19 protein-coding genes are annotated in these 25,517 nt (G+C 74.6%); 10 read left to right on the top strand and 9 right to left on the bottom strand.

The genetic code is table 11. From position 1 onward, the window contains the following. Nucleotides 1–64 precede the first annotated feature (64 nt). Complete coding sequence (gene eccCa / locus ACLQ2U_RS03075) at nt 65–4,036, bottom strand: type VII secretion protein EccCa (RefSeq protein WP_425748979.1); 3,972 nt, start codon at nt 4,034–4,036, stop codon at nt 65–67. Nucleotides 4,037–4,136: 100 nt separating this feature from the next. Between eccCa and eccD the strand changes: the two genes are divergently transcribed. Next, nucleotides 4,137–5,537, top strand: coding sequence for a type VII secretion integral membrane protein EccD (gene eccD / locus ACLQ2U_RS03070; protein ID WP_425748978.1), 1,401 nt, complete (start codon nt 4,137–4,139; stop codon nt 5,535–5,537). A gap of 56 nt (nt 5,538–5,593) precedes the next feature. On the opposite strand, the gene ACLQ2U_RS03065 is transcribed toward eccD, so the two are convergent. After that, nucleotides 5,594–6,100, bottom strand: coding sequence for an inorganic diphosphatase (locus tag ACLQ2U_RS03065; protein ID WP_425748977.1), 507 nt, complete (start codon nt 6,098–6,100; stop codon nt 5,594–5,596). A 485-nt stretch (nt 6,101–6,585) separates the two neighbouring features. Between ACLQ2U_RS03065 and dacB the strand changes: the two genes are divergently transcribed. From dacB to ACLQ2U_RS03045, 4 genes are all read left to right on the top strand, one after another. Further along, nucleotides 6,586–8,001 (top strand): D-alanyl-D-alanine carboxypeptidase/D-alanyl-D-alanine endopeptidase, encoded by a 1,416-nt coding sequence (gene dacB / locus ACLQ2U_RS03060; protein WP_425749326.1) that lies wholly within the window; start codon nt 6,586–6,588, stop codon nt 7,999–8,001. 82 nt (nt 8,002–8,083) lie between these two features. Then, nucleotides 8,084–9,151, top strand: a complete 1,068-nt coding sequence (locus ACLQ2U_RS03055) for a zinc-dependent metalloprotease (protein ID WP_425748976.1) — start codon at nt 8,084–8,086, stop codon at nt 9,149–9,151. A 9-nt stretch (nt 9,152–9,160) separates the two neighbouring features. After that, nucleotides 9,161–10,204 (top strand): tRNA lysidine(34) synthetase TilS, encoded by a 1,044-nt coding sequence (tilS, locus tag ACLQ2U_RS03050; protein WP_425748975.1) that lies wholly within the window; start codon nt 9,161–9,163, stop codon nt 10,202–10,204. A gap of 145 nt (nt 10,205–10,349) precedes the next feature. Further along, nucleotides 10,350–11,984 carry a gamma-glutamyltransferase family protein gene (locus ACLQ2U_RS03045; protein WP_425748974.1) on the top strand — a complete coding sequence of 545 codons (1,635 nt, stop codon included), beginning with the start codon at nt 10,350–10,352 and terminating at the stop codon, nt 11,982–11,984. On the opposite strand, the gene ACLQ2U_RS03040 is transcribed toward ACLQ2U_RS03045, so the two are convergent. After that, the gene (locus ACLQ2U_RS03040) at nt 11,985–12,947 is read right to left on the bottom strand and encodes a GlxA family transcriptional regulator (protein WP_425748973.1); all 963 of its coding nucleotides are present in this window, start codon (nt 12,945–12,947) and stop codon (nt 11,985–11,987) included. It lies immediately after the preceding gene. A gap of 150 nt (nt 12,948–13,097) precedes the next feature. Here ACLQ2U_RS03040 and ACLQ2U_RS03035 point away from each other — a divergent pair, with 150 nt between their 5' ends. The 4 genes from ACLQ2U_RS03035 (at nt 13,098) to folE (ending at nt 17,030) form a co-directional block, all read left to right on the top strand. Further along, the gene (locus tag ACLQ2U_RS03035; protein WP_425748972.1) at nt 13,098–13,235 is read left to right on the top strand and encodes a hypothetical protein; all 138 of its coding nucleotides are present in this window, start codon (nt 13,098–13,100) and stop codon (nt 13,233–13,235) included. Between the two features lie 100 nt (nt 13,236–13,335). Next, nucleotides 13,336–13,911 carry a hypoxanthine phosphoribosyltransferase gene (gene hpt, locus ACLQ2U_RS03030; protein ID WP_425748971.1) on the top strand — a complete coding sequence of 192 codons (576 nt, stop codon included), beginning with the start codon at nt 13,336–13,338 and terminating at the stop codon, nt 13,909–13,911. 417 nt (nt 13,912–14,328) lie between these two features. Further along, entirely contained in the window at nt 14,329–16,332 is a 2,004-nt protein-coding gene (ftsH, locus tag ACLQ2U_RS03025) for an ATP-dependent zinc metalloprotease FtsH (RefSeq protein WP_425748970.1), read from the top strand. Between the two features lie 32 nt (nt 16,333–16,364). Next, complete coding sequence (folE, locus tag ACLQ2U_RS03020) at nt 16,365–17,030, top strand: GTP cyclohydrolase I FolE (RefSeq protein WP_425749325.1); 666 nt, start codon at nt 16,365–16,367, stop codon at nt 17,028–17,030. Nucleotides 17,031–17,100: 70 nt separating this feature from the next. On the opposite strand, the gene ACLQ2U_RS03015 is transcribed toward folE, so the two are convergent. Continuing rightward, nucleotides 17,101–17,805: a hypothetical protein gene (locus ACLQ2U_RS03015; RefSeq protein ID WP_425748969.1), complete on the bottom strand. Its 705-nt coding sequence runs from the start codon at nt 17,803–17,805 to the stop codon at nt 17,101–17,103. Between the two features lie 67 nt (nt 17,806–17,872). Next, complete coding sequence (locus tag ACLQ2U_RS03010; RefSeq protein WP_425748968.1) at nt 17,873–20,440, bottom strand: FtsK/SpoIIIE domain-containing protein; 2,568 nt, start codon at nt 20,438–20,440, stop codon at nt 17,873–17,875. A gap of 203 nt (nt 20,441–20,643) precedes the next feature. Between ACLQ2U_RS03010 and ACLQ2U_RS03005 the strand changes: the two genes are divergently transcribed. Further along, on the top strand, nt 20,644–21,207 hold the full coding sequence (locus ACLQ2U_RS03005) for a hypothetical protein (RefSeq protein ID WP_425749324.1): 564 nt from the start codon (nt 20,644–20,646) through the stop codon (nt 21,205–21,207). A gap of 6 nt (nt 21,208–21,213) precedes the next feature. Here ACLQ2U_RS03005 and ACLQ2U_RS03000 read toward each other — a convergent pair whose 3' ends face one another. Genes ACLQ2U_RS03000 through ACLQ2U_RS02985 form a run of 4 tightly spaced genes read right to left on the bottom strand, consistent with a single transcriptional unit; the run spans nt 21,214 to nt 25,517 of the window. Then, nucleotides 21,214–21,816, bottom strand: a complete 603-nt coding sequence (locus ACLQ2U_RS03000) for a hypothetical protein (RefSeq protein WP_425748967.1) — start codon at nt 21,814–21,816, stop codon at nt 21,214–21,216. Nucleotides 21,817–21,829: 13 nt separating this feature from the next. After that, nucleotides 21,830–23,008 carry a M23 family metallopeptidase gene (locus ACLQ2U_RS02995; protein ID WP_425748966.1) on the bottom strand — a complete coding sequence of 393 codons (1,179 nt, stop codon included), beginning with the start codon at nt 23,006–23,008 and terminating at the stop codon, nt 21,830–21,832. After that, nucleotides 23,005–23,562 carry a hypothetical protein gene (locus tag ACLQ2U_RS02990; RefSeq protein ID WP_425748965.1) on the bottom strand — a complete coding sequence of 186 codons (558 nt, stop codon included), beginning with the start codon at nt 23,560–23,562 and terminating at the stop codon, nt 23,005–23,007. Before ACLQ2U_RS02990 ends, ACLQ2U_RS02995 begins: the two co-directional genes overlap by 4 nt. Then, entirely contained in the window at nt 23,559–25,517 is a 1,959-nt protein-coding gene (locus ACLQ2U_RS02985) for an MFS transporter (protein ID WP_425748964.1), read from the bottom strand. The genes ACLQ2U_RS02990 and ACLQ2U_RS02985 overlap by 4 nt, the downstream gene beginning before the upstream one ends.

Raw genomic sequence — 25,517 nt, 5'->3', positions numbered from 1 at the left:
GGACACATGCTGCTCGGAGATTACCGGTTTTCCCCTCCGCCACGGAGCGTCCCGGCTATAAGGGTCACGGTGGCGGCAGGTGGGCCAGTTGGACCAGCCGTACGCCCTCGCGCCGGGTGACCAGCCGACCGCGCCCCGGGGGCAGCGGCCCGGGACGGACCTGACCGACCAGCGGCCCCTCCTCCGGGCTGCCGCTCATCACCAGCCCGGCCGTGGAGAGCTCCCGCAGCCGCTGGACGATCGGCTCGTACTGGGCCCGGGCGGCACCGCCGGAGCGGCGGGCCAGCACCAGGTGCAGCCCGATGTCCCGGGCCTGGGGCAGATGCTCCTCCAGCCCGCGCAGCGGGTTCGCCGGGCCGCTGGCCACCAGGTCGTAGTCGTCGACCAGCACGAACAGCTCCGGCCCGGCCCACCAGGACCGTTCCCGCAGCTGCGCCGGGGTGACCTCCGGGCCGGGCATCCGGCGCTGCATGTAGCCGGCGACCGACTCGATCAGCTCGGCGGTGTGCGCCGCCGCGGTGCCATAGCCGATCAGGTGGTCGGACTCGACCGTGCCGTACAGGCTGCGCCGGTAGTCGACCAGGATCACCCGTGCCTCGTCCGGGCGGAACCGGGTGACGATCGAGGTGGCCAGCGCCCGGAGGAACGACGACTTGCCGCACTCGGCGTCGCCGAAGACCACGAAGTGCGGCTCGGTGGCGAAGTCCAGCGCCACCGGACGCAGATCCGCCTCGGCCACCCCGATCGGGAAGGCCAGCCCGCCGGTGGCGGTCCGGTCCAGCTCGGCGTACGGCAGCACCGGCGGGAGCAGCCGTACCCGGGGCGCGGGCCGGCCGGACCAGGCGCCGGCGACCGCCTTGACCAGGTCGGCCGGCTCCGATCCGGCCAGCTGGGGCAGCGCGGTGAGGAAGTGCAGGCTCTGCGCGGTGATGCCCCGGCCGGGCTTCTTCTCCGGCACGGTCGCCGCGGCGGCCCGCTTCACCACCGAGTCCGACGGGTCGCCGAGGCGCAGCTCCAGCCGGGAGCCGAACAGGTCGCGGATGGCCGGGCGGAAGTCCATCCAGCGCACCGCGCTGGCCACCACGTGCACCCCGTACGACAGGCCCCGGGTCGCCAGGTCGGTGATCAGCGGTTCCAGGTCGTCGTACTCGCCGCGCAGGGTGGCCCAGCCGTCGACGACCAGGAAGACGTCACCGAACGGGTCGACGGTGGGCTGCCCGGCCGCCGCCAGCGCGGAGCGGCGCTGCCGCCAGGCCGCCATCGACTCGACGCCCAGCTCGGTGAAGCGGCGCTCCCGCTCGGCGAGCAGGGTGCCGATCTCGCCGACGGTCCGCCGGACCACCGTCGGGTCGGCCCGGCCGGCGACGCCGCCGACGTGCGGCAGGTCGCGCAGCGCGGCCAGCCCGCCGCCGCCGAAGTCCAGGCAGTAGACCTGCGCCTCGGCCGGGGTGTGGGTGAGCGCCAACGCGCAGATCAACGCCCGGAGCAGGTGCGACTTGCCGCTCTGCGGGGCACCCACCACGGCGACGTGCCCGGCCGCGCCGTCCAGCGCCAGCCAGAGCAGGTCGCGGCGCTGCTCGTACGGCTTGTCCACCACGGCCACCGGCACCTGGAGGGCGCCGTGCAGCTCCGGGTTGGCGAAGGTGAGGCCGCGCTGCGGGTTGACGCCGGGCGGGCCGAGCAGCTCGTCGAGGGCAGGCGCCCGGTCGAGTGGGGGCAGCCAGACCTGGTGCGCCGGCGGCCCCTGCCCGGCCAGCCGGCCGACCAGCACGTCGAGCAGGCTCTCGCTCTCCTCCTCCGCGACGGGCAGCGCTGCCGGGGTGACCGGCTCGGGCAGCGGCACCAGATGGGTGGAGAAGGTGAGCAGCCGGGGTGTGCCGTCCGGACCGCCGGCCGTTCCGTCGCGCCGGGGGACCGGCCCGGAGACGTACGCCGCCTTGAACCGGACCAGCGGGTCGGTGCCGGAGCGCAGGTAGCCGTGGCCCGGGGAGCGGGGCAGCGCGTTCGCGTCGGGCACGCCGAGCACGGTGCGGGACTCCAGCGCCGAGAAGGTACGCAATCCGATCCGGTACGACAGGTGGGTGTCCAGCCCGCGCAGCCGGCCCTCCTCCAGCCGCTGCGAGGCGAGCAGCAGGTGCACGCCGAGCGACCGGCCGAGCCGTCCGATCTGGACGAAAAGGTCGATGAAGTCGGGCTTGGCGGAGAGCAGCTCGGAGAACTCGTCGCAGATCAGCAGCAGCGACGGCAGCGGGGCGAGCGGGCTGCCCGCGGCCCGGGCCCGCTCGTAGTCGCGCAGGCTGGCGAAGTTGCCGGCCCGGCGCAGCAGCTCCTGGCGGCGCATCAGCTCGCCGTTGATCGCGTCCACCATCCGGTCGACCAGGGGCAGCGCGTCGGCCAGGTTGGTGATCACCGCAGCGGTGTGCGGCAGCCGGTCGAACGAGGCGAAGGTGGCGCCGCCCTTGAAGTCGACCAGGACGAAGTTGAGCTGCTCCGAGCTGTGCGTGGCGGCCAGCCCGAGCACCAACGTCCGGAGCAGCTCGGACTTGCCGGAGCCGGTCGCTCCGATCAGCAGCCCGTGCGGGCCCATGCCGTCCTGGGCCGACTCCTTGAGGTCCAGCTCGATGGCGCCGCCGTCGGCGCCCACGCCGATCGGCACCCGCAGCCGGTCCCGCGCCGGGCGGGGCGCCCAGCCCTGCTCGGCGGTGAACCCCTCCGGGTCGCCGACGCCGAGCAGCTCGGGCAGGCCCAGCTCGGCGCCGGGCGCCGCCTCCGTGCCGCGTACGGTGGCGGCGAGCCGCAGCGGGGCGAGCCGGCGGGCGACCGCCTCGGCGTCGGCGATCTCCAGCCGGTCGGCCGTCCCCACCTCGGCATGCCCCTCGGCGGACCAGGAGTGCAGCCGGTCCCCGTGCACCTCGAGCCGGAGCGCGAACCGGTCCAGCAGGCGCGGCGGCGGGGTGTCCAGGTCGATCACGGTGACCGCGTCGATGCCGCCGTCGCCGGTCAGGTCGGTCGCCCCGGTCAGCTCGCCGCCGTCGAGGAGCACCACCACGTGCGGCCCGTCGGTGGCCCGGCCGGCCGGGCTGAACCGGGAGCGGCTGGCCAGCACGTCGTCGAGGAGCCGCTCCAGCTCGGCGGCGGAGCTGGTGACCAGGCGGACCGGGCCGAGCGTGTCGGTACGCGTCGGGTGGTGGACGTGCGGCAGCCACTTGACCCACTCCCAGAGCGCCCGCCGCTCCGGCCCGGCGCAGACCGCGATCAGCAGCTCGTCGGGGGCGTGGAAGACGGCGAGCTGGGTGAGCAGGGCCCGGCCCAGCGCCTGGGCCCCCGCCGAGCCGGTGCCCGGCGCGCCGGTCTCGGGGCGGTCCGGCCGGGCGGGCAGCCCCCGGACGTGCACCCGGGCGAAGCTGCGCAGCGAGAGTGCCACCGGCAGGTCCGGCACCACCGAGTACGCGTCGAGGAAACGCCGCAGCGCCCCGGCGGTCATCGGTTCCAGCTCCTCCAGCGGCCGGGTGACCGGGGGGATCAGCGGGGTGGCCAGCGTCTGCGGGCCGACGGCGACCCGGACCACGGCGAAGTCCGGGTCGCCGGGCCGGCGTTCCCAGACCCGGTGGCTGTCCACGGTGGACCAGAGTCGGCCCGGGTCGGGGTGCCGGTAGTAGAGCCCGGCCCGCTGCTGCCCGGCGGTCTGCCGGACCCGGCGGCGCAGCGCGGTCAGGTGCCGCAGGTACTCCCGGCGGGCGGCCATCATCTCCGACTTCTTCGGGGTGCCGGAGGCGCTGCCCCAGGAGGTCACCAGCATGGCCACCGAGGAGAGCCCGAACATCCCGCCCACCACGTACGAGTAGGCCCCGCCGCCGCGGCCGAACATCATCGCCATCGCCACCGTGCCGCCCAGCATGGGCAGCACCATCAGCGCCTGCTGCCAGCGGCCGCCGGTGACGGCGGGGATCTCCGGCGGCGCCTCGACGGGCAGCTCGCCGACCGGGATCTCCGGCGCCGGCCGGCGCGGCGGTCGCTTGATGACGACAGTGGACACTGGCCCTCCCCGTGGCGCTCGGTAACCCGGGCCTTGCTCATGGTAGGTAAAGTCCTGTCGTCCGTCAGCCACCGCTTCCGATCGATATGGAGATCAGTCGATGACCACCGGACTGGCCCGGGTCACGATCAGCGCACCCCAGCGGCGGGTGGACGTGGCGCTCCCGGAGCAGGTTCCGCTGGCCGAACTCCTGCCCGAGGTGCTGCGGCACGCCGGTGAGGGGCTCGCCGACGACGGCGAGCGGCACGGCGGCTGGGTGCTCCGGCGCACCGACGGGGCGGCGCTGGCGACCGCGCAGGCGCTGCTGCCCCAGGGGGTGCGCGACGGCGAGGTGCTGCACCTGGTGCCGGCCCACGACCAGTGGCCCGAGCTGGAGTACGACGACGTGGTCGAGGCGATCGCCGACGGCGCCCGGCGCCGGGGCAGCGCCTGGTCCCCCCGGGCCACCCGGGCCGCCGCGCTGGCCGGCGCGGGCGTGCCGCTCGCCGTCGGGCTGCTCGCCGTTCTGGCCGCCGGGCCGCGGCAGCCCGCCGGCTGGCCCGTCGCGGTCGCGGCGGCGCTGCTGCTCGCCCTGGCCGGCACGGTCGCCTCCCGGGCGTACGGGGACGGCCCGACCGGCGCCACCCTCGGCGGCTATGCCCTGCCGTACGCCTTCGGCGGCGGCGCCCTCGCGGTCGGCTCCGGGGACCCGGTCGGCCCGATCCGGCCGCTGCCCTGGCTGGGCGCCCCCGAACTGCTCGCCGGCGCGGTGGCCCTGCTGCTGGTCGCGGTGCTCGGCCTGCTCGGCACCGCCACCCGGCTGCGGGTCTTCGTGGCCGGCGCGACGGTCGGCGCGGTCGGCGCGGTCGCGGCGCTCGGCGGCCTGCTGCTCGACCCGGCCGGGACCGCGGCGGTACTGCTCTGCGTGCTGATCTTCGCGGTCGGCGCGCTGCCGCTGCTGGCGATCCGGCTCGGCAAGGTGCCGCTGCCGCCGATCACCCTGCCGGCCGGCCCGACCGGCGGTCCGGACGGCGTCCGGGACCTGCCGGACCGGGCCCGGGTGCACGCGGCGGTGGCCCGGACCGAGGAGATGCTCACCGGGATGCTGCTCGGGCACGCGGTCCTGGCGGTCGCCGCGGCCGTCGTGCTCGGCCTGACGGGTGGGGCCGCTGGGCGGCTGCTGGTGGCGGTGGGTTCGGCGGTGCTGCTGCTGCGCTCCCGGCTCTTCGTCGCGGTCCGCCACCGGGTGCCGCCGGTGCTGGCCGGGCTGGCCGGGTTCGCGGTCCTCGGCGGGGTGCTGGCGGTCCGGTCCGGGTCCGCCGGCCCGCTCGCGCTGACCGTCGGCGGGCTGCTGGTCGCGCTGGTCGCCGTCGCCGCCGGTACGACGTACGCCCGGCGGCCGGTGTCGCCGTACCTGGGTCGGGTGGCCGACCTGACCGACACCGCGCTGGTGGTGTCGGTGGTCCCGGTGGCCTGCGCGGTGCTGGACCTCTACGACGCGGCCCGCGGCCTGCTGGGCTGACCCACCCACGAAAAAGGCCCGGGCCAGCGGGGCCCGGGCCTTCGTCGACGTGCTGGTCAGTGCGCGGAGCCGCCCTGCGCCTCGGCGTCCTTGGCCCGCTGGTACGACGCGCGGACCTCGGCCTCGGCCTCGACCCGGCCGACCCAGGTCGCGCCCTCGACCGACTTGCCCGGCTCGAGGTCCTTGTAGACCTCGAAGAAGTGCTGGATCTCCAGCCGGTCGAACTCGCCCAGGTGGTGGATGTCGCGCAGGTGCTCCTGGCGCGGGTCCTCGTAGGGCACGCAGAGGACCTTGTCGTCGCCGCCCTTCTCGTCCGTCATCCGGAACATGCCGATGGTGCGGCAGCGGATCAGGCAACCCGGGAAGGTCGGCTCGGGGACGAGCACCAGCGCGTCCAGCGGGTCGCCGTCCTCGCCGAGGGTGCCCTCGATGAAGCCGTAGTCGGCCGGGTACTGGGTCGACGTGAACAGGGTGCGGTCCAGCCGGATTCGGCCGGTCGCGTGGTCCACCTCGTACTTGTTCCGGTGACCCTTCGGGATCTCAACCGTGACGTCGAAATCCATTTCCCACGCTCCCTCGTCTGCCCACGCTGGCTGAACGGAACCATAGCGCCACCGGGACGGGTGAATCGCCACCCGTCGGCTCCGGACGCCGCATAGTCTTCGGACCGAAGTAGTGTCACCCAGGCGGGTTCCAGATGCGGGAGGAGGGGGTCGTGGGGAGGGAAGATTCACACTACCGCCCGGAGGGGGTTGACGGACGCGGGTCCGGCGGATCCGTCGCCGGAGGCACCAGCGGCCGGGTCCACGTGCCCGGTGCGCACCCCTACGGCCGCCCGCCGACGTACGGCGCGGCCCCGGTCCCGCCCGTTTCGGGCCGCGCAACGGTCCCGCCCGTTTCGGGCCGCGCACCGGTCTCCCCGGCGGCCGGGTCCGTCCCGGTTTCGCCGCCGAGCGGGTACGCCCCGGTGTCCCCGCCGCCGGTCGGCGCGTACCCGCCACCGCCGCCCGCCCCGCCGCGCCGCCGTCGCCGACTGCTGCCGGTCGCGGTGCTGGCCACCGTGCTGCTGCTGGCGCTCGCCGCGGTCGCGGTGGTGGTCCGCCCCGGCCCGGTCGCCGGCTGGCTGGGTAACGCGGACGAGACGCCGGCCGCCGCCCGCACCCCCGACCCCGACCCGTCCCCGGTGCTCGCCGGCCCGGACGCCAACGCGCCGGAGCCCACCCCGGACGGGGTACGCGCCGCGCTCGAACCGCTGGTCGGCGCCGCCGAACTGGGCAGTCGGGTCAACCTGTCGGTGGCCGACGTGACCACCGGGAAGTCCCTCTACGCCCGGGGCGGCGACGACGGCACCGTGCCCGCCTCGGTGACCAAGCTGGCGACCGGGGTGACCGTGCTGGAGGCCCGGGGTCCGGGCTACCGGATCCCCACCCGCGCGGTGGCCGGCGCGAACCCCGGCGAGGTGGTGCTGGTGGGCGGCGGCGACCCGACCCTGGCGGTGAACAAGAACGGCTTCTACCCGGGCGCGGCCCGCCTGGACGACCTGGCGAAGCAGGTCAAGCAGGCGCTCGGTGGCACCGCGCCGACGAAGGTGGTCGTCGACTCCACGCTCTTCCCCGGTCCGGTGCACGGCCCCGGCTGGGACGACGACATCCCCACCGGCGGCTTCGGCGCGTCGATCAGCGCGCTGATGACCGACGGCGCCCGCCGGGATCCGGAGGCGGCCCGGAAGACCTTCGACGACACCCACGGCGCGGCGGAACGCTACCCGCAGCCCGACCTGGCCGCCGGCCGGTCCTTCGCCCGGCTGCTCGGCGTCCCCACGGACGGGGTGGCCAGGGGCGCCGCCCCGGCGGCCGGCGGCAGCGCCGCGGCCGGTGCCCCGGCGCCCGGCACCGAGCTGGGCAAGGTCGAGTCGCAGCCGATGATCCGCCTGGTCGACATCATGATCAGCGACAGTGACAACGTGATCGCCGAGTCGCTGGCCCGGCAGGTCGCGCTGGCCCGCAACCAGCCCGCCTCCTTCACCGGCGGCGCCGCGGCGATGGACGCGGTGATCGGCGAGCTGGGCCTGCCGGCCGGCGAGATCACCCTCTCCGACGGCAGCGGGCTGTCCCGGTCCAACCGGATCAGCCCCTCGCTGCTGACCGACCTGATCGTGCTCGCCGGCAACGGCACCCACCCGGAGCTGGCCGCGATCTTCGGCGGCCTGCCGGTCGCCGCCTGGTCCGGCACCCTGGGCGAGCGTTACCAGGTGGCGGCCACCGCGGCCGGCGCCGGCGTGGTCCGGGCCAAGACCGGGACGCTGACCGGCGTGCACGCGATCGCCGGGCTGGTCACCACCGCCGACGGCCGGCTGCTCACCTTCGCCGTGCTCACCGACCGCGCCCCGGCCGGCGATTCCGACGTCACCCGCCGTGCCCTGGACCGGATCACCGGCGCCCTGGCCACCTGCGGCTGCCGCTGACCCCCGGGCCGGGGCGGCGACCGGCGTCGATCCTCAGGGGCGAGCCCGGGTCGGGGTGTTCCGGCGCGGGTACGGTGGGTGCATGGCGCAGTTCGTGGACTGGGATCTGGCCGCCGCCACCGCGGGGGCGCTGAGCAAGTCGGGCCCCCGGGTGTCGTACGCAGAGGCCACCGAGGTGGTCGGCGACCTGCGGCGGCTCACCGAGGAGGCGGCCGGGCACGTCGCGGACTACACCGGCCTGCGCTCGCAGGTGCACCACCCGCCGGTGCGGGTGGTGGACCGCCGGGACTGGGCCGCCGCCAACATCGCCGGCCTGCGGGAGGTGATCACCCCGCTGGTCAACCGGCTCTCCGGTGACAAGCGGCCCGGCCCGCTCACCGAGGCGGTCGGCTCCCGGCTGACCGGGGTGCAGGCCGGCACCGTGCTGGCGTACCTCTCCGGCCGGGTCCTCGGCCAGTACGAGGTCTTCTCCGCCGACCCGGGCCAGCTGCTGCTGGTCGCGCCGAACATCGTCGAGGTGGAGCGGAAGCTGGAGGCGGACCCGCGCGACTTCCGGCTCTGGGTCTGCCTGCACGAGGTCACCCACCGGACCCAGTTCACCTCGGTGCCCTGGATGCGGGCGTACTTCCTCGGCGAGGTGCAGGCCTTCGTGGACGCCTCGCAGGGCGGCGAGCACCTGGTCGAGCGGTTGCGGCGCGGGGTCGCCACCCTCTCCGACGCGGTCAAGGACCCGGAGAGCCGGACCAGCGTGCTGGACATCGTCCAGACCCCGGCCCAGCGGGCCGTGCTGGACCGGCTCACCGCGCTGATGACCCTGCTGGAAGGGCACGCCGAGTTCGTGATGGACGGCGTGGGGCCGCAGGTCATCCCGAGCGTGGAGCGGATTCGGGCGGCGTTCAACCGGCGTCGCGAGGCGGGGAACCCGCTGGAGAAGGCGATCCGCCGGCTGCTCGGCGTGGACGTCAAGATGCGCCAGTACGCCGAGGGCCGCAAGTTCGTGCACGGCGTCGTCGATCGGGTCGGCATGGACGGCTTCAACAAGATCTTCGGCTCCCCGCTGACCCTGCCCCGGCTGGAGGAGCTGGGTGACCCGGACGCCTGGGTGGCCCGGGTGCACGGGCCGGCCGCCGCCGCACCGACCGCCGGCTGACCGTACGCCGTGGCCGCCCTCGCTCCGCCGGTCGCCGCGATCCGGGTCGCGGTCCGCCGCGCGCTGGCCGGGCTGCCGGCCGGTGCGGGGCCGGTCCTGGTGGCCTGCTCGGGCGGGGCGGACTCGCTCGCCCTCGCCGCCGCCACCGCGTTCGTGGCGCCCCGGTCGGGCCGGCGCGCCGGCCTGGTGACCGTCGACCACGGCCTGCAGGCCGGCTCGGCCGAGCGTGCCGCCGCCGTCGCCCGCTGGGCCGGCGAGGTCGGCCTGGATCCGGTCGAATCGGTGCCGGTGACCGTGGCCGGGCGTCCCGGTGGCCCGGAGGCGGCCGCCCGGGAAGCCCGCTACCAGGCGCTGGTGGCCGCCGCCCGGCGGCACGGGGCGGCCGCGCTGCTCACCGGGCACACCCGGGACGACCAGGCCGAGACGGTGCTGCTCGCGCTGGCCCGGGGCGCCGGCCCGCGCGGGCTGGCCGGGATGCCGCGGCGCCGCGAGCTGGACGGGGTGCCCCTGCTGCGCCCGCTGCTGGACGTGACCCGGGAGCAGACCCGCAAGGCGTGCGCCGCGCTCGGGCTGACCCCGTGGGAGGACCCGCACAACGCCGACCCGTCGTACGCCCGGGCCCGGGTGCGCACCGACGTGCTGCCGGTGCTGGTCCGGGCGCTCGGCGACGGGGTGCTGGACAACCTGGCCCGCACCGCCCAACTGGTGGCCGCCGACACCGCCGCGCTCGACGACCTGGCGACCGCCGCGCTCGCCGCCCCGCCGGCCGACCGGCCCGCTCCGGACGGGCTGCCCGTCACCGCGCCGGCCGGGGTGCGGGCCGTCGGGGGCGGCCTCTCCGTCGCCGCACTGGCCGCGCTGCCGGCGGCGGTTCGCGGCCGGGTGCTGCACGCCTGGGCCCGTGAGCTGGGCGCCCCGCCGAGCGCGCTCTCGCACCGGCACGTCGCGGCGCTGGACGCGCTGGTCTCCGACTGGCGGGGCCAGGGCACCGTGCACCTGCCCGGCGGGCTGCGGGTGGCCCGCCACGACGGCCGCCTGACCGTCACCGCCTGACCCCGACCGGGCCGACCGCCGATTGATCGACTCCATGTCGCCGATATTGCGGTTTCCGGGGACCGTCGAGACCGCGACATCGCCGACATGGCGGAGGCGGGGGCGGGGTCTCGTCGGGAGCCGCCGGAGGCGGTAGACATGGCGGATGGCGTACCCCCGACAGCCGCTCTTCGCCCCGCACGGGGCCGTCACGACCAGCCAGCCGCTCGCGGCGGCCGTGGGCCTGGCCGTGCTGCGGCGCGGCGGCAACGCCGTCGACGCCGCGCTGGCCACGGCGATCGCGCTGACCGTGCTGCAGCCGCCCTCGAACGACATCGGCGGCGACCTGTTCGCGATCGTCTGGGACGGCGAGCGGCTGCACGGGTTGAACGCCGCCGGCCGGTCGCCGGCGGCGCTCACCCGGGAGATGGTGCTGACCGCGACGGGGCGGCGGGCGGCCGAGCCGGTGGACGCGCTCGGCGGCGCCCAGGCGTGCGGTCCGGCGATGCCGGCCCGGGGCTGGCTGCCGGTGACCGTGCCGGGCGCCCCGGCCGGCTGGCGGGACCTGCACGACCGGTTCGGCTCGGTGCCCTTCGCCGACCTCTTCACCGACGCGGTCGGCTACGCCGAGCACGGCTACCCGGTCGCCGCCGGCACCGCTGCCACCTGGGCCCGCGGGGTGGCTGGGCACGCCGGCCTGGTCGGCGAGGAGTACGCCGAGTTCGCGCGGGTGTTCACCGTCGACGGCCGGGCACCGCGCCCCGGCGAGCGGTGGCGCAACCCGGACGCGGCCCGCACCCTGCGCCGGATCGCGGAGACCGGCGCGGAGGACTTCTACCGGGGGTCGATCGCCGAGGCGCTGGACGGGCACGCCGCCCGGACCGGCGGCCTGATCACCGGCGACGACCTGGCCCGGCACACCTCGACCTGGGTGGACCCGGTCAGCGTCCGCTACCGCGGGCATGAGGTCTGGGAGCTGCCGCCGCCCGGGCAGGGCGTCGCGGCGCTGCTCGCGCTGCACATCCTGGACGGCCTCGACCTGGCCGCGCTCGGCCCCGAGGAGTGGCTGCACCGCCAGGTCGAGGCGATGAAGCTCGGCTTCGCCGACGCGCACGCCCACGTGGCCGACCCGGAGCGGGCGCCGGTGCCGACCGCCGCCCTGCTCGATCCCGGGTACGCGGCGGCCCGCCGGTCCCTGGTCACCGACCGGGCCGGCGACCCGGTGGCCGGCGACCCGGAGCGGGGCGGCACGGTCTACCTCTGCGCGGCCGACGCGGGCGGGATGATGGTCAGCCTGATCCAGTCCACCTACCAGGCGTTCGGCTCGCACGTGGTGCTGCCCGGGTACGGCTTCGCGCTGCAGAACCGGGGCACCGGCTTCCGCCTCGACCCCGACCACCCGAACGTGGTGGCGCCGGCGAAGCGGCCGTTCCACACCATCATCCCGGGCTTCCTGACCCGTGACGGCGCCCCGGTCGGGCCGTTCGGCGTGATGGGCGGGCACATGCAGCCGCAGGGGCACGTGCAGCTAGTCTCCGCCGCGCTGGACGGGGGCCTCGGCCCGCAGGCGGCGTTGGACGCCCCCCGCTGGTACTGGCACGCCGGGCGGACCCTGCTGGTCGAGCCGGAACTGGCGGCGGAGCCCGGCCTGGTCGCGGGGTTGCGCGCCCGGGGCCACGAGGTCGCCGTGGCCGAGGAACCGTCGGTCTTCGGGTACGGCCAGGCGATCTGGCGCCTGGAGTCGGGCGGCTACGCGGCGGGCACCGAGTCCCGGGTCGACGGCGCGGCGCTCGGCTACTGATCAACCCGCCCCGACCCGGTCCCGGAAGGTGGTCCGGTAGGCCTGCGGGGTGGTGCCCACCCGGCGGGTGAAGTGGTGGCGCAGCGCGGCGGCGTCGCCGAAGCCGGCCCGGTCGGCGACGGTCTCCACGCTGAGCCGGGTCTCCTCCAGCAGCCGGCGGGCCAGCAGCACCCGCTGGTTGGTCAGCCAGTCGTGCGGGGTGGTGCCGGTCTCCGCCCGGAACCGGCGGGCGAAGGTACGCGGTGCCATGCCGGCCCGGGCGGCCAGCTCGTCCACGGTGGTGGGCCGGTCCAGGTGCCCGATCAGCCATTCCAGGACCGGCTCCAGGGTGGGCGCCTCCGGGGCCTTCGGGATCGGCGCCTCGACGTACTGGGACTGGCCGCCGTCGCGGTGCGGCGGGACGACCATCCGCCGGGCCAGCCGGGTGGCGGTGGCCGAGCCGTGCTCCTGGCGGACCAGGTGCAGGCAGGCGTCGATGCCGGCGGCGGTGCCGGCGCTGGTGAGCACCGGCCCGTCGGCGACGTAGAGCGAGTTGCACCGGACCCGGGCCCGCGGGTGGCGGCGTTGCAGCTCGTCGACGTACCGCCAGTGGGTGGTGCACTCCCGGTCGTCGAGCAGCCCGGCCGCGCCGAGCAGGAAGGCGCCGGAGCAGACGCTGAGCAGGTACGCGCCCCGGTCGACGGCCCGGCGGAGCGCGTCCAGCACCGGCGGCGGCACCTCGCAGTCCCGGCTGTGCGCCGGCACCGCGACCAGGTCGGCCTCCTCGAGAGGGCCGAGGTCGGCGTGCGGGGTGAGCCCGAAGCCGGCGGCGGTCCGTACCGGCCCGCCGTCCACCGTGCACACCGCGAAGCGGTAGCCGGGGAAGCCGTCCGCGGTGCGGTCGGTGCCGAAGACCTCGGCGAGCACCCCGAGCTCGAACGGGGCGACCTGGTCGAGTGCGAGGACGGCGACCGAACGGAGCATGTGACGAGGGTAACCGTAGAGGTGGCAGTAAATCGAGTACCACTGGCATTTCTGCCACTGTCCGGCCCCTCGCGGCGGGCGGAAACTGGGTGGTGTCCGGTGCGCACCGGCGGCGAAACCGACAGCAACCACGCGAAAGCGAGCGCCGCCATGGAGTTTCTGCTGCTACTGCTCTTTCTCGCCGGCCTGGCCGTCGCCTCCTCGGCCGGCCTCGCCGCCGACACCCGTGACTCGGCCGACTGGAAGCCGACCGACGACGGCCGTCGCTGGCAGTCCCGCACCTGCTGAGGCGATTGGTCCGGATTGCCGAAAAAATCCGAGGCGGGACCGCGCCAAAAGGGGCGGCCCCGCCGACGGAGGGCATCCGGCGTACGGCAGGCTAGGAGTCATGGCTGACGGCTCCTGGTACGACGCCGACATCGATCACGTGATCATCTCTGAGGCGCAGATCCGCGAGAAGACCGCGGAGCTGGCCAAGCAGGTCTCGGCGGACTACGCCGGAGTCGAGGACGGGCTCATGCTCGTCTGCGTGCTCAAGGGCGCGGTCATGTTCATGGCCGACTTCGCCCGGGCGCTGGGCCGGCACGGCCCCCCGGCCGAGCTGGAGTTCATGGCCGTCTCCTCGTACGGCCAGGGCACCACCTCCTCCGGCGTGGTCCGCATCCTCAAGGACCTGGACCGGGACATCGCCGGCCGGCACGTCGTGGTGGTCGAGGACATCGTCGACTCCGGCCTGACCCTCTCCTGGCTGCTGCGCTACCTGGAGTCCCGGTCGGCGGCCAGCGTCGAGGTGGTCGCCCTGTTCCGCAAGCCGGAAGCGGTGAAGGTCCCCGTCCCGGTGAAGTACGTCGGCTTCGACATCCCGACCGAGTTCGTGGTCGGCTACGGCCTCGACTTCGGCGAGCGCTACCGCGAGCTGCCCTACGTCGGCGTGCTCAAGCCCGAGGTCTACGCCCGGGCCTGAGCCCGCGACCCGCCCGGGCCGGTCCGGCCCGGGCGCGAGAGCTGCCCGTATCGGCGTCCATCGAGCGGACGTTCAGCGGGCTCTCAGCGAATCCGACTACGGTAGGTGTCGGTGGCGTGGAGGTTTCCCCCGCGCCCGGCCCCTCGACCCGCGTGACCGGGCGGTCGGGTGGCCGGTCCGGAGCTCCCCGCCACGCAGGCTGAAACCCTGGTTCGCCGTCCGCGTAAGTGCTGGGCTCGCAAGCTCACATCTGGCACGAACGGTGTACCGTCGAATGACCGTGGCGCGGCAGTTCGCGCGCCCCGGGGTCGAGGCCGGCCCGCACGGCGGCTCCGGCGCCGCCGCAGGCGGTGACACCAATCAGACGGTCAGGATGTCGATCAGGAGGATGCGGGCGTCTCGGCGCCCGACAACAGCATGGAACGTACGCGTTTCTTCCGCCGACCGGTGGTCTGGATCATCCTGGTCATCCTCGGCGCCGTTGTGCTCAGTCAGCTGTTCACCGCTGGTCCCAGCTACCACCGGGTGGACACTTCCGTTGCGCTCGATCAGCTGCACACCACCCAGATCAACAAGGTGGTCTTCCAGGACAAGGAGCAGACGCTCCAGCTCGACCTGAAGAACAAGACCAAGTTCGGCGACACCACGACCGACCGGATCGAGGCCCAGTTCCCGTACCAGGTCGGCGACGAGGTCTGGAACGAGGTCCTCGCGGCCAAGGCGGCCAACCGGGTCACCGGCCCGGCCGACGCCAAGGTCTCGTCGGACAGCGTCTGGGTCAGCCTGCTGGTCAACCTGCTCCCGATCGCCCTGCTGGTGCTCCTGCTGCTCTTCTTCATGTCGCAGATGCAGGGCGGCGGCTCCCGGGTGCTCAACTTCGGCAAGTCCAAGGCCAAGATGATCACCAAGGACACGCCGAAGACCACCTTCGCCGACGTGGCCGGGGCCGATGAGGCCGTCGAGGAGCTGCACGAGATCAAGGACTTCCTGCAGAACCCGGCCAAGTACCAGGCACTGGGCGCCAAGATCCCGAAGGGCGTGCTGCTCTTCGGCCCGCCCGGTACCGGTAAGACGCTGCTCGCCCGAGCGGTGGCCGGCGAGGCCGGGGTGCCGTTCTACTCGATCTCCGGCTCCGACTTCGTCGAGATGTTCGTCGGTGTCGGCGCCAGCCGGGTCCGCGACCTCTTCGAGCAGGCCAAGGCGAACGCCCCGGCGATCGTCTTCGTCGACGAGATCGACGCCGTCGGCCGGCACCGCGGCGCCGGCATGGGCGGCGGCCACGACGAGCGCGAGCAGACCCTCAACCAGCTGCTCGTCGAGATGGACGGGTTCGACACCAAGGGCGGCGTCATCCTGATCGCCGCCACCAACCGGCCGGACATCCTCGACCCGGCGCTGCTGCGCCCGGGCCGGTTCGACCGGCAGATCCCGGTGGACGCGCCCGACATGGAGGGCCGAAAGGCGATCCTGCGGGTGCACGCCAAGGGCAAGCCGTTCAAGCCCGACGTCGACCTCGACGCGGTGGCCCGCCGTACTCCGGGCTTCAGCGGCGCCGACCTGGCCAACGTGATCAACGAGTCGGCCCTGCTCACCGCCCGTAAGGACCAGCGGGCGATCGACAACGACTCCCTGGAGGAGTCGATCGACCGGGTGATCGCCGGTCCGCAGCGCAAGACCCGGGTGATGAGTGACCAGGAAAAGAAGATCACCGCCTACCACGAGGGTGGGCACGCGCTGGTCGCCTGGGCGCTGCCGCACGCCGCGCCGGTGCACAAGGTGACGATCCTGTCCCGCGGGCGCTCTCTGGGCCACACCCTGGTGCTCCCCACCGAGGACAAGTACACCCAGACCCGCGCGGAGATGGTCGACACGCTGGCCTACGCCCTCGGCGGCCGGGCCGCCGAGGAGCTGGTCTTCCACGAGCCGACCACCGGCGCCGGCAACGACATCGAGAAGGCCACCCAGCTGGCCCGCGCGATGATCACGCAGTACGGCATGAGCTCCAAGCTCGGCGCGATCAAGTACGGCACCAGCGGTGACGAGCCGTTCCTCGGCCGGAACATGGGCCACGAGCGGGACTACTCGGACTCGGTGGCCGCCGAGATCGACGGCGAGATGCGGGCGCTGATCGAACTGGCCCACGACGAGGCCTGGGAGATTCTGGTGGAATACCGGGACGTCCTGGACAACATCGTGCTCGAGCTGATGGAGAAGGAGACCCTCTCCACCGCCGACATGGCGCGGATCTGCTCCAGAGTGGCCAAGCGTCCGCCGATGGCGCCGTACAACGGCTTCGGCAAGCGGATGCCCTCCACCGAGCCGCCGGTGCTCACCCCGGCCGAGAAGGACAAGCTCAAGGCGCAGGCGCAGGCAGACGGCGCGTCCGTCGGCGGCTCGAACAACTCGGACGGTACGCACTGAACACCGACGCCGCGGCCAGCCCCGAGAAGGGGCTGGCCGCCTCGTCGACCGAGCCCGACGGCGACGAGGTGCTCGACTACGTTGCCGCCCGACTGATCAGCGGCAAGCTCACCGGCCGTCCGGTCGAGGAGACCATGGACCTCGGCCGGATCGAGAAGGCGGTCCGGGAGATCCTCATCGCGGTCGGGGAGGACCCGGACCGGGACGGCCTCCAGCAGACCCCGGCGCGGGTGGCCCGGGCGTACGTCGAGCTCTTCGCCGGCCTCCGGGTCGACCCGGCCCAGGTGCTCAGCACCACCTTCGAGGCCAACCACCAGGAGCTGGTCCTCGTCCGGGACATCGACGTGATGAGCCTCTGCGAGCACCACCTGCTCCCGTTCCACGGCAGCGCGCACATCGGCTACATCCCCGGCCCCGACGGGCGGATCACCGGGCTGTCCAAGCTGGCCCGGCTGGTCGAGGTCTTCGCCCGCCGCCCGCAGGTGCAGGAACGGCTCACCTCGCAGATCGCCGACCTGCTGATGAGCAAGCTGGAACCGCGTGGCGTCATCGTGATACTCGAGTGTGAGCACATGTGCATGGCGATGCGCGGCATCCAGAAGAGCGGCGCAAAGACCATCACCTCCGCCGTGCGCGGCGGGCTCCAGCACGACGCGAAGTCGCGGGCCGAGGCGATGGCACTGATCATGCCGCGCTGACCCGATCCACGTTCGACGGCCGGTGCCTCCCCACGGGGGCGCCGGCCGTCGCCGTACCGGCCCCGGCGGCTCAGCCGGCCAGCATGGCCAGCACGATCCCGCCGGTGGTCGCCACCGCCGGCACCAGGCAGGCCAACGCCCCCAGCCGGGGCGTCCGGTCCAGCCGTTCGCGCGGGCCGGGCCGGAACAGCCGCCCGACGCCCACCCAGCCGGCCGCGAACGCCACCGCCGGCATCGGCAGCCCCACCAGCAGGGCGCCGACGCTCGTCGGGCCGGTACCGGTGGCCAGGAACACGACCAGCTGCACCACCGGCACGAGCAGCGCCAGCGGGCCGTACACCAGCAGGTTGCGGGCCCGCGGTGGCCAGCCGGCCGGGCGCAGCGGCCCGCGCGCCGCGAGCACCCCGTCGGCGGCGTTCGCCCAGCCCCGGGCCGCGCGTAGCGCCGCCAGCACCGCGGTCGGCCCGCCCACCATCGTCCGGGCCGCCTCGGTCAGCTCCGGCGGCGTCGGGGTCAGCGAGATCGCCGGTACGCCCAGCTCCCGCAGCCGGGCCTGCTGCGGCGCCAGCCGGGCGTGCACCTCGGTCAGCTCCCCGCGGGCCGCCTCCACCACCCGGGCCTGCTCGGCGGCGGCGGTCGCCGCGCCCCGGCGTACCCCGTCCAGCTGGCGGGCGGCGGCGAGATAGTCGGTCCAGGCGGCGGCGAGCGGCGGGACCGGCTCGTCGCCGACCCGCTGCCGCACCGGCGCCACCGTGGACACGTCGTCGACGCTCATCCCGCCGTCCCCCTACCGTCGGTGGCGCCACGCCGCCGCCTCGCGCCCGGCCGCCCGGCCCGATCGCTCATGCCGGAACCTCCTCGTCGGCGAACGGCACCAGCACGGTGCCCTGCTCACCCGGGCCGTCCCAGAGCACCGCCCGGCCCGGCCGGGGCCGCCACTGCACCGGGCGGCCGAAGACCGCGGCCAGCTGGGCCCCCGGCACGTCCACCGCGGCGACCGCGGCGAGCTTGCCGACCTCGCCGTCCGGCTCCAGCAGCGCCGTGAACGGGGGCACCGTCCGCCACCAGCCCAGCAGGTGCGTGCCGGTCGGCGGCCCCTCCCGCAACAAGGCCCGCAGCCGCTCCACCGGCAGCTCCTCCGCCGGCGGCACGTCCACCCCGAACACCACCAGGTACGCCGGAGCGTCATCGTCCAGGGCGGCCAGCAGCCCCGGTCCGTCGACCGTCTCCACCCGCTGCCGCTCGGCCAGCTCGGCGGCCAACGCGGCGGCCGGCGGTGCCGAGCCCTCGGCCAGCGGCGCGAGCACGAACCGGGCCGTACCCGGCGGGTGGTGCGCCGCCGTGCTCCGCGCGGCGTTGGCCAACAACCGGGCCGCCTCCCCGCCCGGGCCGAGCACGGCCAGGTTGCGACCCGCCGCCGGGCCGAGCGGCACGGCGACCGTCGTCCGGGACACGTCCACCGCCCGGCCGAGCAGCGCGGCCGGCCCGCCCGCGCGCCCCGCCAGGGCGGCCCGCTGCCGCGGATCGTTGCGCAGCAGTGGGCGGGCCCAGCCGGCGAAGACCACCGGTGGCGCCGCGCCCTCCGGGCGCGCCTTCCAGAGCCGGTGCCGCAGCCGCTCGACGGTGTCCGGTTCGTCGTGCGGGTCGGGGAAGCGGACCAACCGCTCGTGCCCCCGGGTGGCACCGCGCGGCCCACCCAGACCGCCGGCGGTGTTGACCACCGCGCTGCCCACCGAGAGGCCCGCGGCCGCGTCGTTGGTCGGCATCAGCACCGGGCCGCCGCCGGAGAGCGCCACCCGCACCGGGAACTGGCCCAGCACCGAGTCGCGGGGCGCCGGACCGGCGCCGATGCCCAGGTCGCCCGCGCCGGCCAGGACCAGGTGGATCCCGTACGCCCGGCCGGAGCGGGCCAGCCCGTCCAGCCCGGCCAACACCTCCGCGGCGGCCGGATCCCGGTCGGCCAGCAGCAGCGGGAAGTTGTCGATCACGCAGACGATCCGGGGCAGCGACTGGTGTTGCCGCAGCTCGGCGAAGCGCTGGCCGCCGGCCCGGGCGCCCGCCTCCTCCCGACGGCGGGTCTCCGCCGCCAACTGGGCGAACAGGTCCCGTACGTATTCCGGGTCGGCGGCCATCGCCGCCGCGCGTACCTGCGGCACCCAGGAGCGGTCCCGCTCGGTCTGCAGGAACTCCACGAAGGACTCGCCGTCGCCGAGGTCCACGAGGTGCAGGACCAGCTCGTCCGGGCCGTACCGGGCGGCGAGGCCGAGCAGAGCGTTGGTGAGGAAGGCGGCCCTACCGGCGTCCGACCGGCCGCTGACCAGCCAGTGCGGGGTCAGCTCGGTGAACCCGACGGTGACCGGCCGCCCGTTGGCGTCACCGACCGTGGTGGAGAGCCCCTCGGTCGACGTGGCCGCCCAGAGCGTGTCGGCGTCGAGCGGCAGCAGCTCGGTCAGGCTGAGCCGGGAGCCCGCCTCCACCTGCTCGGCCAGCCGGCGACACACCCGCTCGACCAGCTCCGGCCCGGGGTCCTCGTCCACGAAGACGGGGCAGTTCAGCCCGCCTGGCGACTCCGCCCCCGGCCCGCTGAACGGGCTGCCCGGCGGGTCGCCCAGCAACGCGTACGCGGTGCGCAGCTCCACCGGGGTGGCCTGCGGCAGCGGCGGGCGAGCGGCGGTACCGGCGGCCGGGGGCCAGCCGGCCACCACCAGGTGCAGCCCGGCCTGCCGGCCCCGCTCGGCCAGCGCCTCGATCCGGTCCAGGTCGCTCGGCCCGGTCAGCTCCGGCAGGCCGGCGACCACCAGCAGCAACGTCCGGTCGTGCCGGCGGGGCCGGCCGCTGCCGGGGGAGACCCACTGCTCGGCCTCGGTGAGCACGGCCCGCAGCCCGGCCACGTCGACCGCCGGGGGTGGCAGCAGGCCGGCGTCGGCCAGCGCCGCGAAGGGCGCGAAGGTGTCGCCCGCGCCGGCGGCGTCCACCGCGCGGACCAGCAGGCAGCCGGCCGGGGTGGCGGCCAGCAGGCGCAGGAGTACGGCCCGGAGCAGGCCCGCCGCGCGCGGCTCCCGGGCGTCCACGTCGAGCGTCAGGTGCCCGGTGCCGAGCAGCGGCACCAGCGCGGGGAAACGGGCGTCGTCCAATGGCGCCGCCGTGCCGATCCGGACGAAGGGCGGAGTGTCCTCGCCGACGGGGGTGTCCGGTGGCAGGGTGTCCAGCGGTGCGCCGGCCCAACCCGGTGCCAGCAGCGCGGCGGCACCGCGCAGCCGTTCCGCCAGCTCGTACTGCCGGCGCTGGTCGGCGGGGACCGGACGGGTCTCGTCGAGGACACCGGCAGCGGCGGCGGCGGTGGCGGTGGCCCGCCGGTGCAGAGCGGCGGCGCGGTTGGTGCGAGCCTTCGGACCGGCCACCGCGTCCACCCCTCTTTCCGAGGTTGGAAACCTCCCCGGGTCCAGACCGTATCCCAGGTGGAGCCGCTCGCTCGGGAAGCGCGGCGGTGCTGCGCCGGCCTTGTCGCAAATGGTGCCGAACTCTCACCTCCCGGGGTTGTCCTGTCACGATCCGCGGCATCTGGGGCATTGGGTACGGGGCGCTCAGCCGATAGCCTCAGGGGGTGGAATCAGTGCAGCCCCCCGCCGGTTCCCAGGTCTCCCGCGTACCGGCGCAGCGGACCCCGCCGGACAATCTGGCGCCCCCCGCCGCGCCCGCTCCGGCGCCCCAGCGGCCGCGGCGTCGGCTGCGCACCGTCCTCACCGTGGTCGCCGGGGTGCTGGCACTGCTCTGCATGGGCGGTGGGGTCGTCGGGTACGTGCTGTACGAGCGAGCCGCCACTCCGGACCGGAGCGCGCCCGACGTGGTGGTGGACAACTACCTGCGCGAGTTCCTCGTCAACCGGAACGACACCCGGGCGAGCCTCCTCACGTGCGAGGGAAACGCCGACGGGCTGTCCGCGTTGCGGTCCCTTCGTGACGACCTGATCGCCCGTGAGCAGCGCTTCCAGACGACCTTCACGGTGAGCTGGGGTGCGCTCCAGGTGAAGCGGCAGGGTGGCAACGCCCAGGTGGAGACCGACGTCATCATCTCGGCCTCGGTGGACGGGATCTCGCAGAGCGACCGCCAGCGTTGGCGCTTCCGGACCCAACTGGGCGAGGACTGGCGCGTCTGCGAGGCCGGTCGGGCTGGTTGACCGTCCTCACTCGATCCAGAGCAGGTGGACCGGTACCTCCAGGGTGGTCGGCGGTTGCCCGCGCCAGGCCCACCGGTACCACTCCAGTTCCGGTGTCACCCGGACGCAGATGTCCCCCTCCGCGCCCGAGTAGGTCTCGGTCACGGCGCGCAGGTCCCGGTGCTCGACGGAATTCTCGACGTGCACCACCCGGCGGCCGCTGACCGCATCGGCCTCGAAGACCGGGGTCGGCGCCGGGTGTGTCGGCCCGTCCAGGGAGACCAGCCGGATACCCCGCTCGCGCCCACGTGCGCCGGGGGCAGGGCGGCTGCCGAGCGTCTCCACCCAGACCCGCTCCACCGGGATCAGCGGTGCGAAGACCTCCACCTGGTCGGACTCCGCCCGGTACCACTCATGCTCGGGAATGACCGGGACGTAGGTGCGGCTGCCCTGCACCACCCGTTCGTCGGCCCGCAGGTCGCCCCGCCAGCCCAGGCCGGGGAGCCCGACCAGCACCCGCCGGCCACGCAGCTCGACCCGGCCGGTGGCGGGCACGATCCCGATCGGGCGCGGCGGCAGCGGCGCCCAGTCAGGCTGACCGGCGAAGGGGTCCGGCAGCGGCCCGGTCATCGTCCCGACGACCTCACGCCGTGCCGTCCAACGGCGCTCCCCGCTGCCGCATGAACGGCACCGGGTTGGTCCCGCCGGCGTAGCTGCGGTCGCCGTCCAGGTGCACCTCGAAGTGCAGGTGGGGGCCGGAGGAGTTGCCGCTGCTGCCCACTCGACCGATCACGTCACCGGCCTTCACCAGTTGGCCCGGGACCACCAGCGGCTTCACCACCATGTGGCAGTAGCGGGTGAGGTAGCCCCCGGCGTGCAGGATGTCGACGAACCAGCCGCAACCGCCCTTGCCCGGGTAGCCGTCAACGTCGCAGTTGCGCCGGCCCATCCGGTCCTGGTCGCAGCGCGCCACCAGCACCCGTCCGGTCGAGGTGGCGTGGATCTCGGTACCTCTGCTGGCGCCGATGTCGACCCCGTTGTGGCGCGGTCGGCTCGCCGTGCGGAAGCCGGAGCCCACCCCACCGGCGACCGGCGCCGTCCAGCCGGAGGCGGCGATGATCTTGGCCGAGGCCCGGTCGCAGACCGTCCGGTCCGCGATCTGCACGGTCCGGGCGGCGCCCCCGGCGAGCGCGTTGACGATCTGGCTGGCGACGTCCTCATGCTTGGCGTACGCGTCCGGATAGGCGCTGACCTGCACCTTCTGCGCGGCGAGGGTCAGCGGCAGGCGTTCCCAGCCGTCGACCTTGAGCAGCTTCTCGTAGAACTTCCGGGCCGCGTAGTCCGGGCTCATCCGCTGCGGGACGCTGCCCCAGTCGGCCCGCTGCTGGAACAGGCCGACCGAGTCGTGGTCCGCGCCGACCCCCTCGTTCGACAGCGAACGGGACCCGGCGACGGTGCTGTTCGCGAGGTTCCGCAAGGCCGACTCCTGCATCGCGGTCGCCACCGCGATCACCCAGCCACGAGGCGGCACCTTCATGCCCTGGCCGACCTTGATGATGACGGCGGCGTTGCGCATCTGTGTCTGGCCGTAGTCGGACATCCGGGGCATGTTGCCGGTGACGTCGACCTGGTGGTTGTCACCGCACTCCTGGGCCGCCGCCACCAGATTCTCCTGGTCGCCGCCGAGGTTGGTGAGGAAGAAGGCGGCGGTGCCGCCGCCGCAGCAGAGCAGGGCGAGGGTCGAGGTCAGCGCCGCGGCGGCGACGCCGATCCGGAGTCGGCGACGGGGCGGCTGGCCCACCCCCGGCAACCCGGCAGTCATTCCCGCTCCCAGTCCACGGCGTCCACCAACCAACGGCCGTCCGGTGCCACCAGCTCCAGTCGGAGTCGCCCGGTCTCCAGCGGGATCAGCACCTCCGTGAAGGCATCGGTGCGCGGACGGAGAGTCGGCGCGCCGGTGACCTTCTCCGCCGGCACCCTGGACGGGTCGACGCCCGCCAGCTTCCCGGTGAGTGCCGGCGTCGACAGCGGCCGTAGCTTCGCCTGCCACTGGTCGGCCGTGTTGGTCGGACCACCGAGCCAGGCGGTGGTGAACCGTGTCGCGGCCTGCTCGGGAGTCAATTCACCGGGCCTCGTGGGGGGAGACTGGGGGGCCGGGGTGGCGATCACCCCGTCGTCGCCCTCCTCAGGGTCCACCGTGGTGATCGGCTCCGCGGGCCGGTTGCTGAGGCCGGCGGTCGAGTCCGTCGGCCCGGCGACCAGCCGGGCCCCTCCGATCACCCCGAGGACCAGCACGGCGATCCCGAGCGCGATCCCGATCCGGGACCGCAGGACCCGGGTGACCAGGAACTCCACCGCGCGTCGCATCGTCGTCACCGGGCCTCGGAGCGCACCCGGGGACTGGGCTTGACCGGCGCGCGTTCGGCCGAGTCGGGTCGGTAGACCGCGAAGCTCGGTGCCTCCTCCGACACGTCCGGCTCCGTCCAGTTGGCCGGCTGCCGGCGGCGCGGGCGGGGTGCGGTGGTGGAACGGCCGCCCTCGCGCGGCGTGGTCGTCGCCGGCTGCGCCTCGCCAGCGTGCTCCCGGCCGTCCGGCCGCTCCCGCTGAGCCGGCGTGCTGACCGAGGAGTGCGAAGGATCTTCGCGGCGTGCCTCGGGGCGCAGGGTGGACGGCTCCAGCGCCAGTCCCCGCCGCTTGGCAATGGTCGGCTCGGCGGTGCCGCCGGGTTCGGCCACGTCCAGTCGCGCGGCGATGCGCATGTCGCGGAAGAAGCGGCGGTGCCACGAACCGGCCGAGCTGACCGCTTCGCTGCTGTCCTTGCCGCCGAGCTGGGTGATCCGGCGGTAGGGGCGCAGCAGCAGCCAGCCGACCACGCCGCAGAGCCAGACCAGCACCACCTGGAGCCAGCCCGGCAGGGTGGGCGTGCTCATGATCAGATCCACCGCGAACAGGTAGATCGCGGCACCGGTGCCGAAGATGGCGATGTTGAAGACCGCGGCGACCACCGCGTTGGCCAGCCGGCGCAGCCCGGCGCTGGCCGGGCGCAGCAGGCCGACCGTGCCCAGGATGGGTGCCGCGATCACCGCCCACCGGAAGATCAGGAAACCGAGCAGCACCAGCAGTGAGGCGGTGAGGTCGAACATCGCGAAGAGCAGGGACGCGAGCACCGCGATGAAGCCGGCGCCGATCCGGTCCATGTCCCGGGCGCCCGTCAGGTACTCGTACGCCTCCGGGTCCTCCGACTTGATCTGCTCTGCCACCGTCATCCACTGCTGCTGCTTGGCCTTGATCGTGGCCCCGCGGGTGGCAGAGTTCTGCCGGAGCTTCTCGGCCTCCTCCCAGGAGAGCGACTTGGCGTCGTAGAGCGCGGGGCCGTACTTCTTGGCGGTCTCGCTGTCCGCCGAGCCGAGTACCCCGCGCAGCCAGTTGCGGTAGAGCATCGACTCGGTGGCGGTGTCGCTGGCCCGGACAGCCGGTGGCCGCTTGTCCACGCAGGCATCCGGGTTCGGGAGCACGCACCTGCCGGCCGGGATGTCCCGGGATGCCGGCCCGACGGCGTCGTGAACGACACCGAGGGAGGTGATGAGCGTGCCGTCGGCGATGTTGGCCGACTTGACCGGCCAGGCCGCCAGCGCGGTCACCGCCACCATCACCAGCAAGGCCCAGCCGGCGGTGGTCATCGCGTTGCTCATGTCCGACTGGCGGGAGCGCCAGAGCAGGTAGAGACCCACCACGCAGAGGGTGATGATGCCGAAGACGCTGAACACCTTCTGGTAGACGGCCTTGGTCGCCTTCTCCACCAGCGGGTCGGCCCAACTCCACATCGAGCGCGGGTCCCAGGCCCGCTCCCGCAACGCGTTCGAGGCGCCGACGATCGCGGTGGCCATCATGAGCTCGCCGTTGGCGACCGTGGTGGTGAACTTGTAGTCCGGATGGAGCACGGTGGAGGCGCAGCCGCCCTCCACGTCATAGGTGTTGAAGCTGTAGCCGCCGTAGCCGTAGTCGCTGTAGAGACCCTTCGGGCCTGGGAGCATGGACGAGTCCGGCCGGGAGGCGAACCAGCCCGCGAGTCCCGAGTCCGGTGCGGAGGGGACCGGCGGCTTCCGGCAGTCGACCTCGGTCTCACTGACCTGCTTCAGCTTGGCGACACACGCCCGGAAGTCGGCCTGCCACTCCTTGGTGGTGCAGAGGTCGGCCGCGGCCTGGGCCTGGACCGCGGCCGGGGCCGCCGAGGCGGGTGTCGCGCCGACCGCCGGCCAGACGATCGTGGCACCGGCGAGTACGCCGAGCGCGAGGAGGAGCGCCGTGATCCGTGCCCGGGTCCTCGCCAT

This window comes from Micromonospora sp. DT47 (assembly GCF_049844475.1).
GTDB lineage: Bacteria > Actinomycetota > Actinomycetes > Mycobacteriales > Micromonosporaceae > Micromonospora.
Note: the sequence above shows the minus strand (reverse complement) of the source record. Positions and strands in the feature narration are given on the sequence as shown.

Excerpts from the sequence above, each read along its gene's own strand:
- ACLQ2U_RS02985 (WP_425748964.1), bottom strand. The coding sequence starts at position 25,517 with ATGGCGAGGACCCGGGCACGGATCACGGCGCTCCTCCTCGCGCTCGGC.
- ACLQ2U_RS03045 (WP_425748974.1), top strand. The coding sequence starts at position 10,350 with ATGGCGTACCCCCGACAGCCGCTCTTCGCCCCGCACGGGGCCGTCACG.
- ACLQ2U_RS03065 (WP_425748977.1), bottom strand. The coding sequence starts at position 6,100 with ATGGATTTCGACGTCACGGTTGAGATCCCGAAGGGTCACCGGAACAAG.
- ACLQ2U_RS03055 (WP_425748976.1), top strand. The coding sequence starts at position 8,084 with ATGGCGCAGTTCGTGGACTGGGATCTGGCCGCCGCCACCGCGGGGGCG.
- ACLQ2U_RS03040 (WP_425748973.1), bottom strand. The coding sequence starts at position 12,947 with ATGCTCCGTTCGGTCGCCGTCCTCGCACTCGACCAGGTCGCCCCGTTC.
- eccD (WP_425748978.1), top strand. The coding sequence starts at position 4,137 with ATGACCACCGGACTGGCCCGGGTCACGATCAGCGCACCCCAGCGGCGG.
- ACLQ2U_RS03000 (WP_425748967.1), bottom strand. The coding sequence starts at position 21,816 with ATGACCGGGCCGCTGCCGGACCCCTTCGCCGGTCAGCCTGACTGGGCG.
- ftsH (WP_425748970.1), top strand. The coding sequence starts at position 14,329 with ATGGAACGTACGCGTTTCTTCCGCCGACCGGTGGTCTGGATCATCCTG.
- ACLQ2U_RS02995 (WP_425748966.1), bottom strand. The coding sequence starts at position 23,008 with ATGACTGCCGGGTTGCCGGGGGTGGGCCAGCCGCCCCGTCGCCGACTC.
- hpt (WP_425748971.1), top strand. The coding sequence starts at position 13,336 with ATGGCTGACGGCTCCTGGTACGACGCCGACATCGATCACGTGATCATC.
- ACLQ2U_RS03035 (WP_425748972.1), top strand. The coding sequence starts at position 13,098 with ATGGAGTTTCTGCTGCTACTGCTCTTTCTCGCCGGCCTGGCCGTCGCC.
- ACLQ2U_RS03015 (WP_425748969.1), bottom strand. The coding sequence starts at position 17,805 with ATGAGCGTCGACGACGTGTCCACGGTGGCGCCGGTGCGGCAGCGGGTC.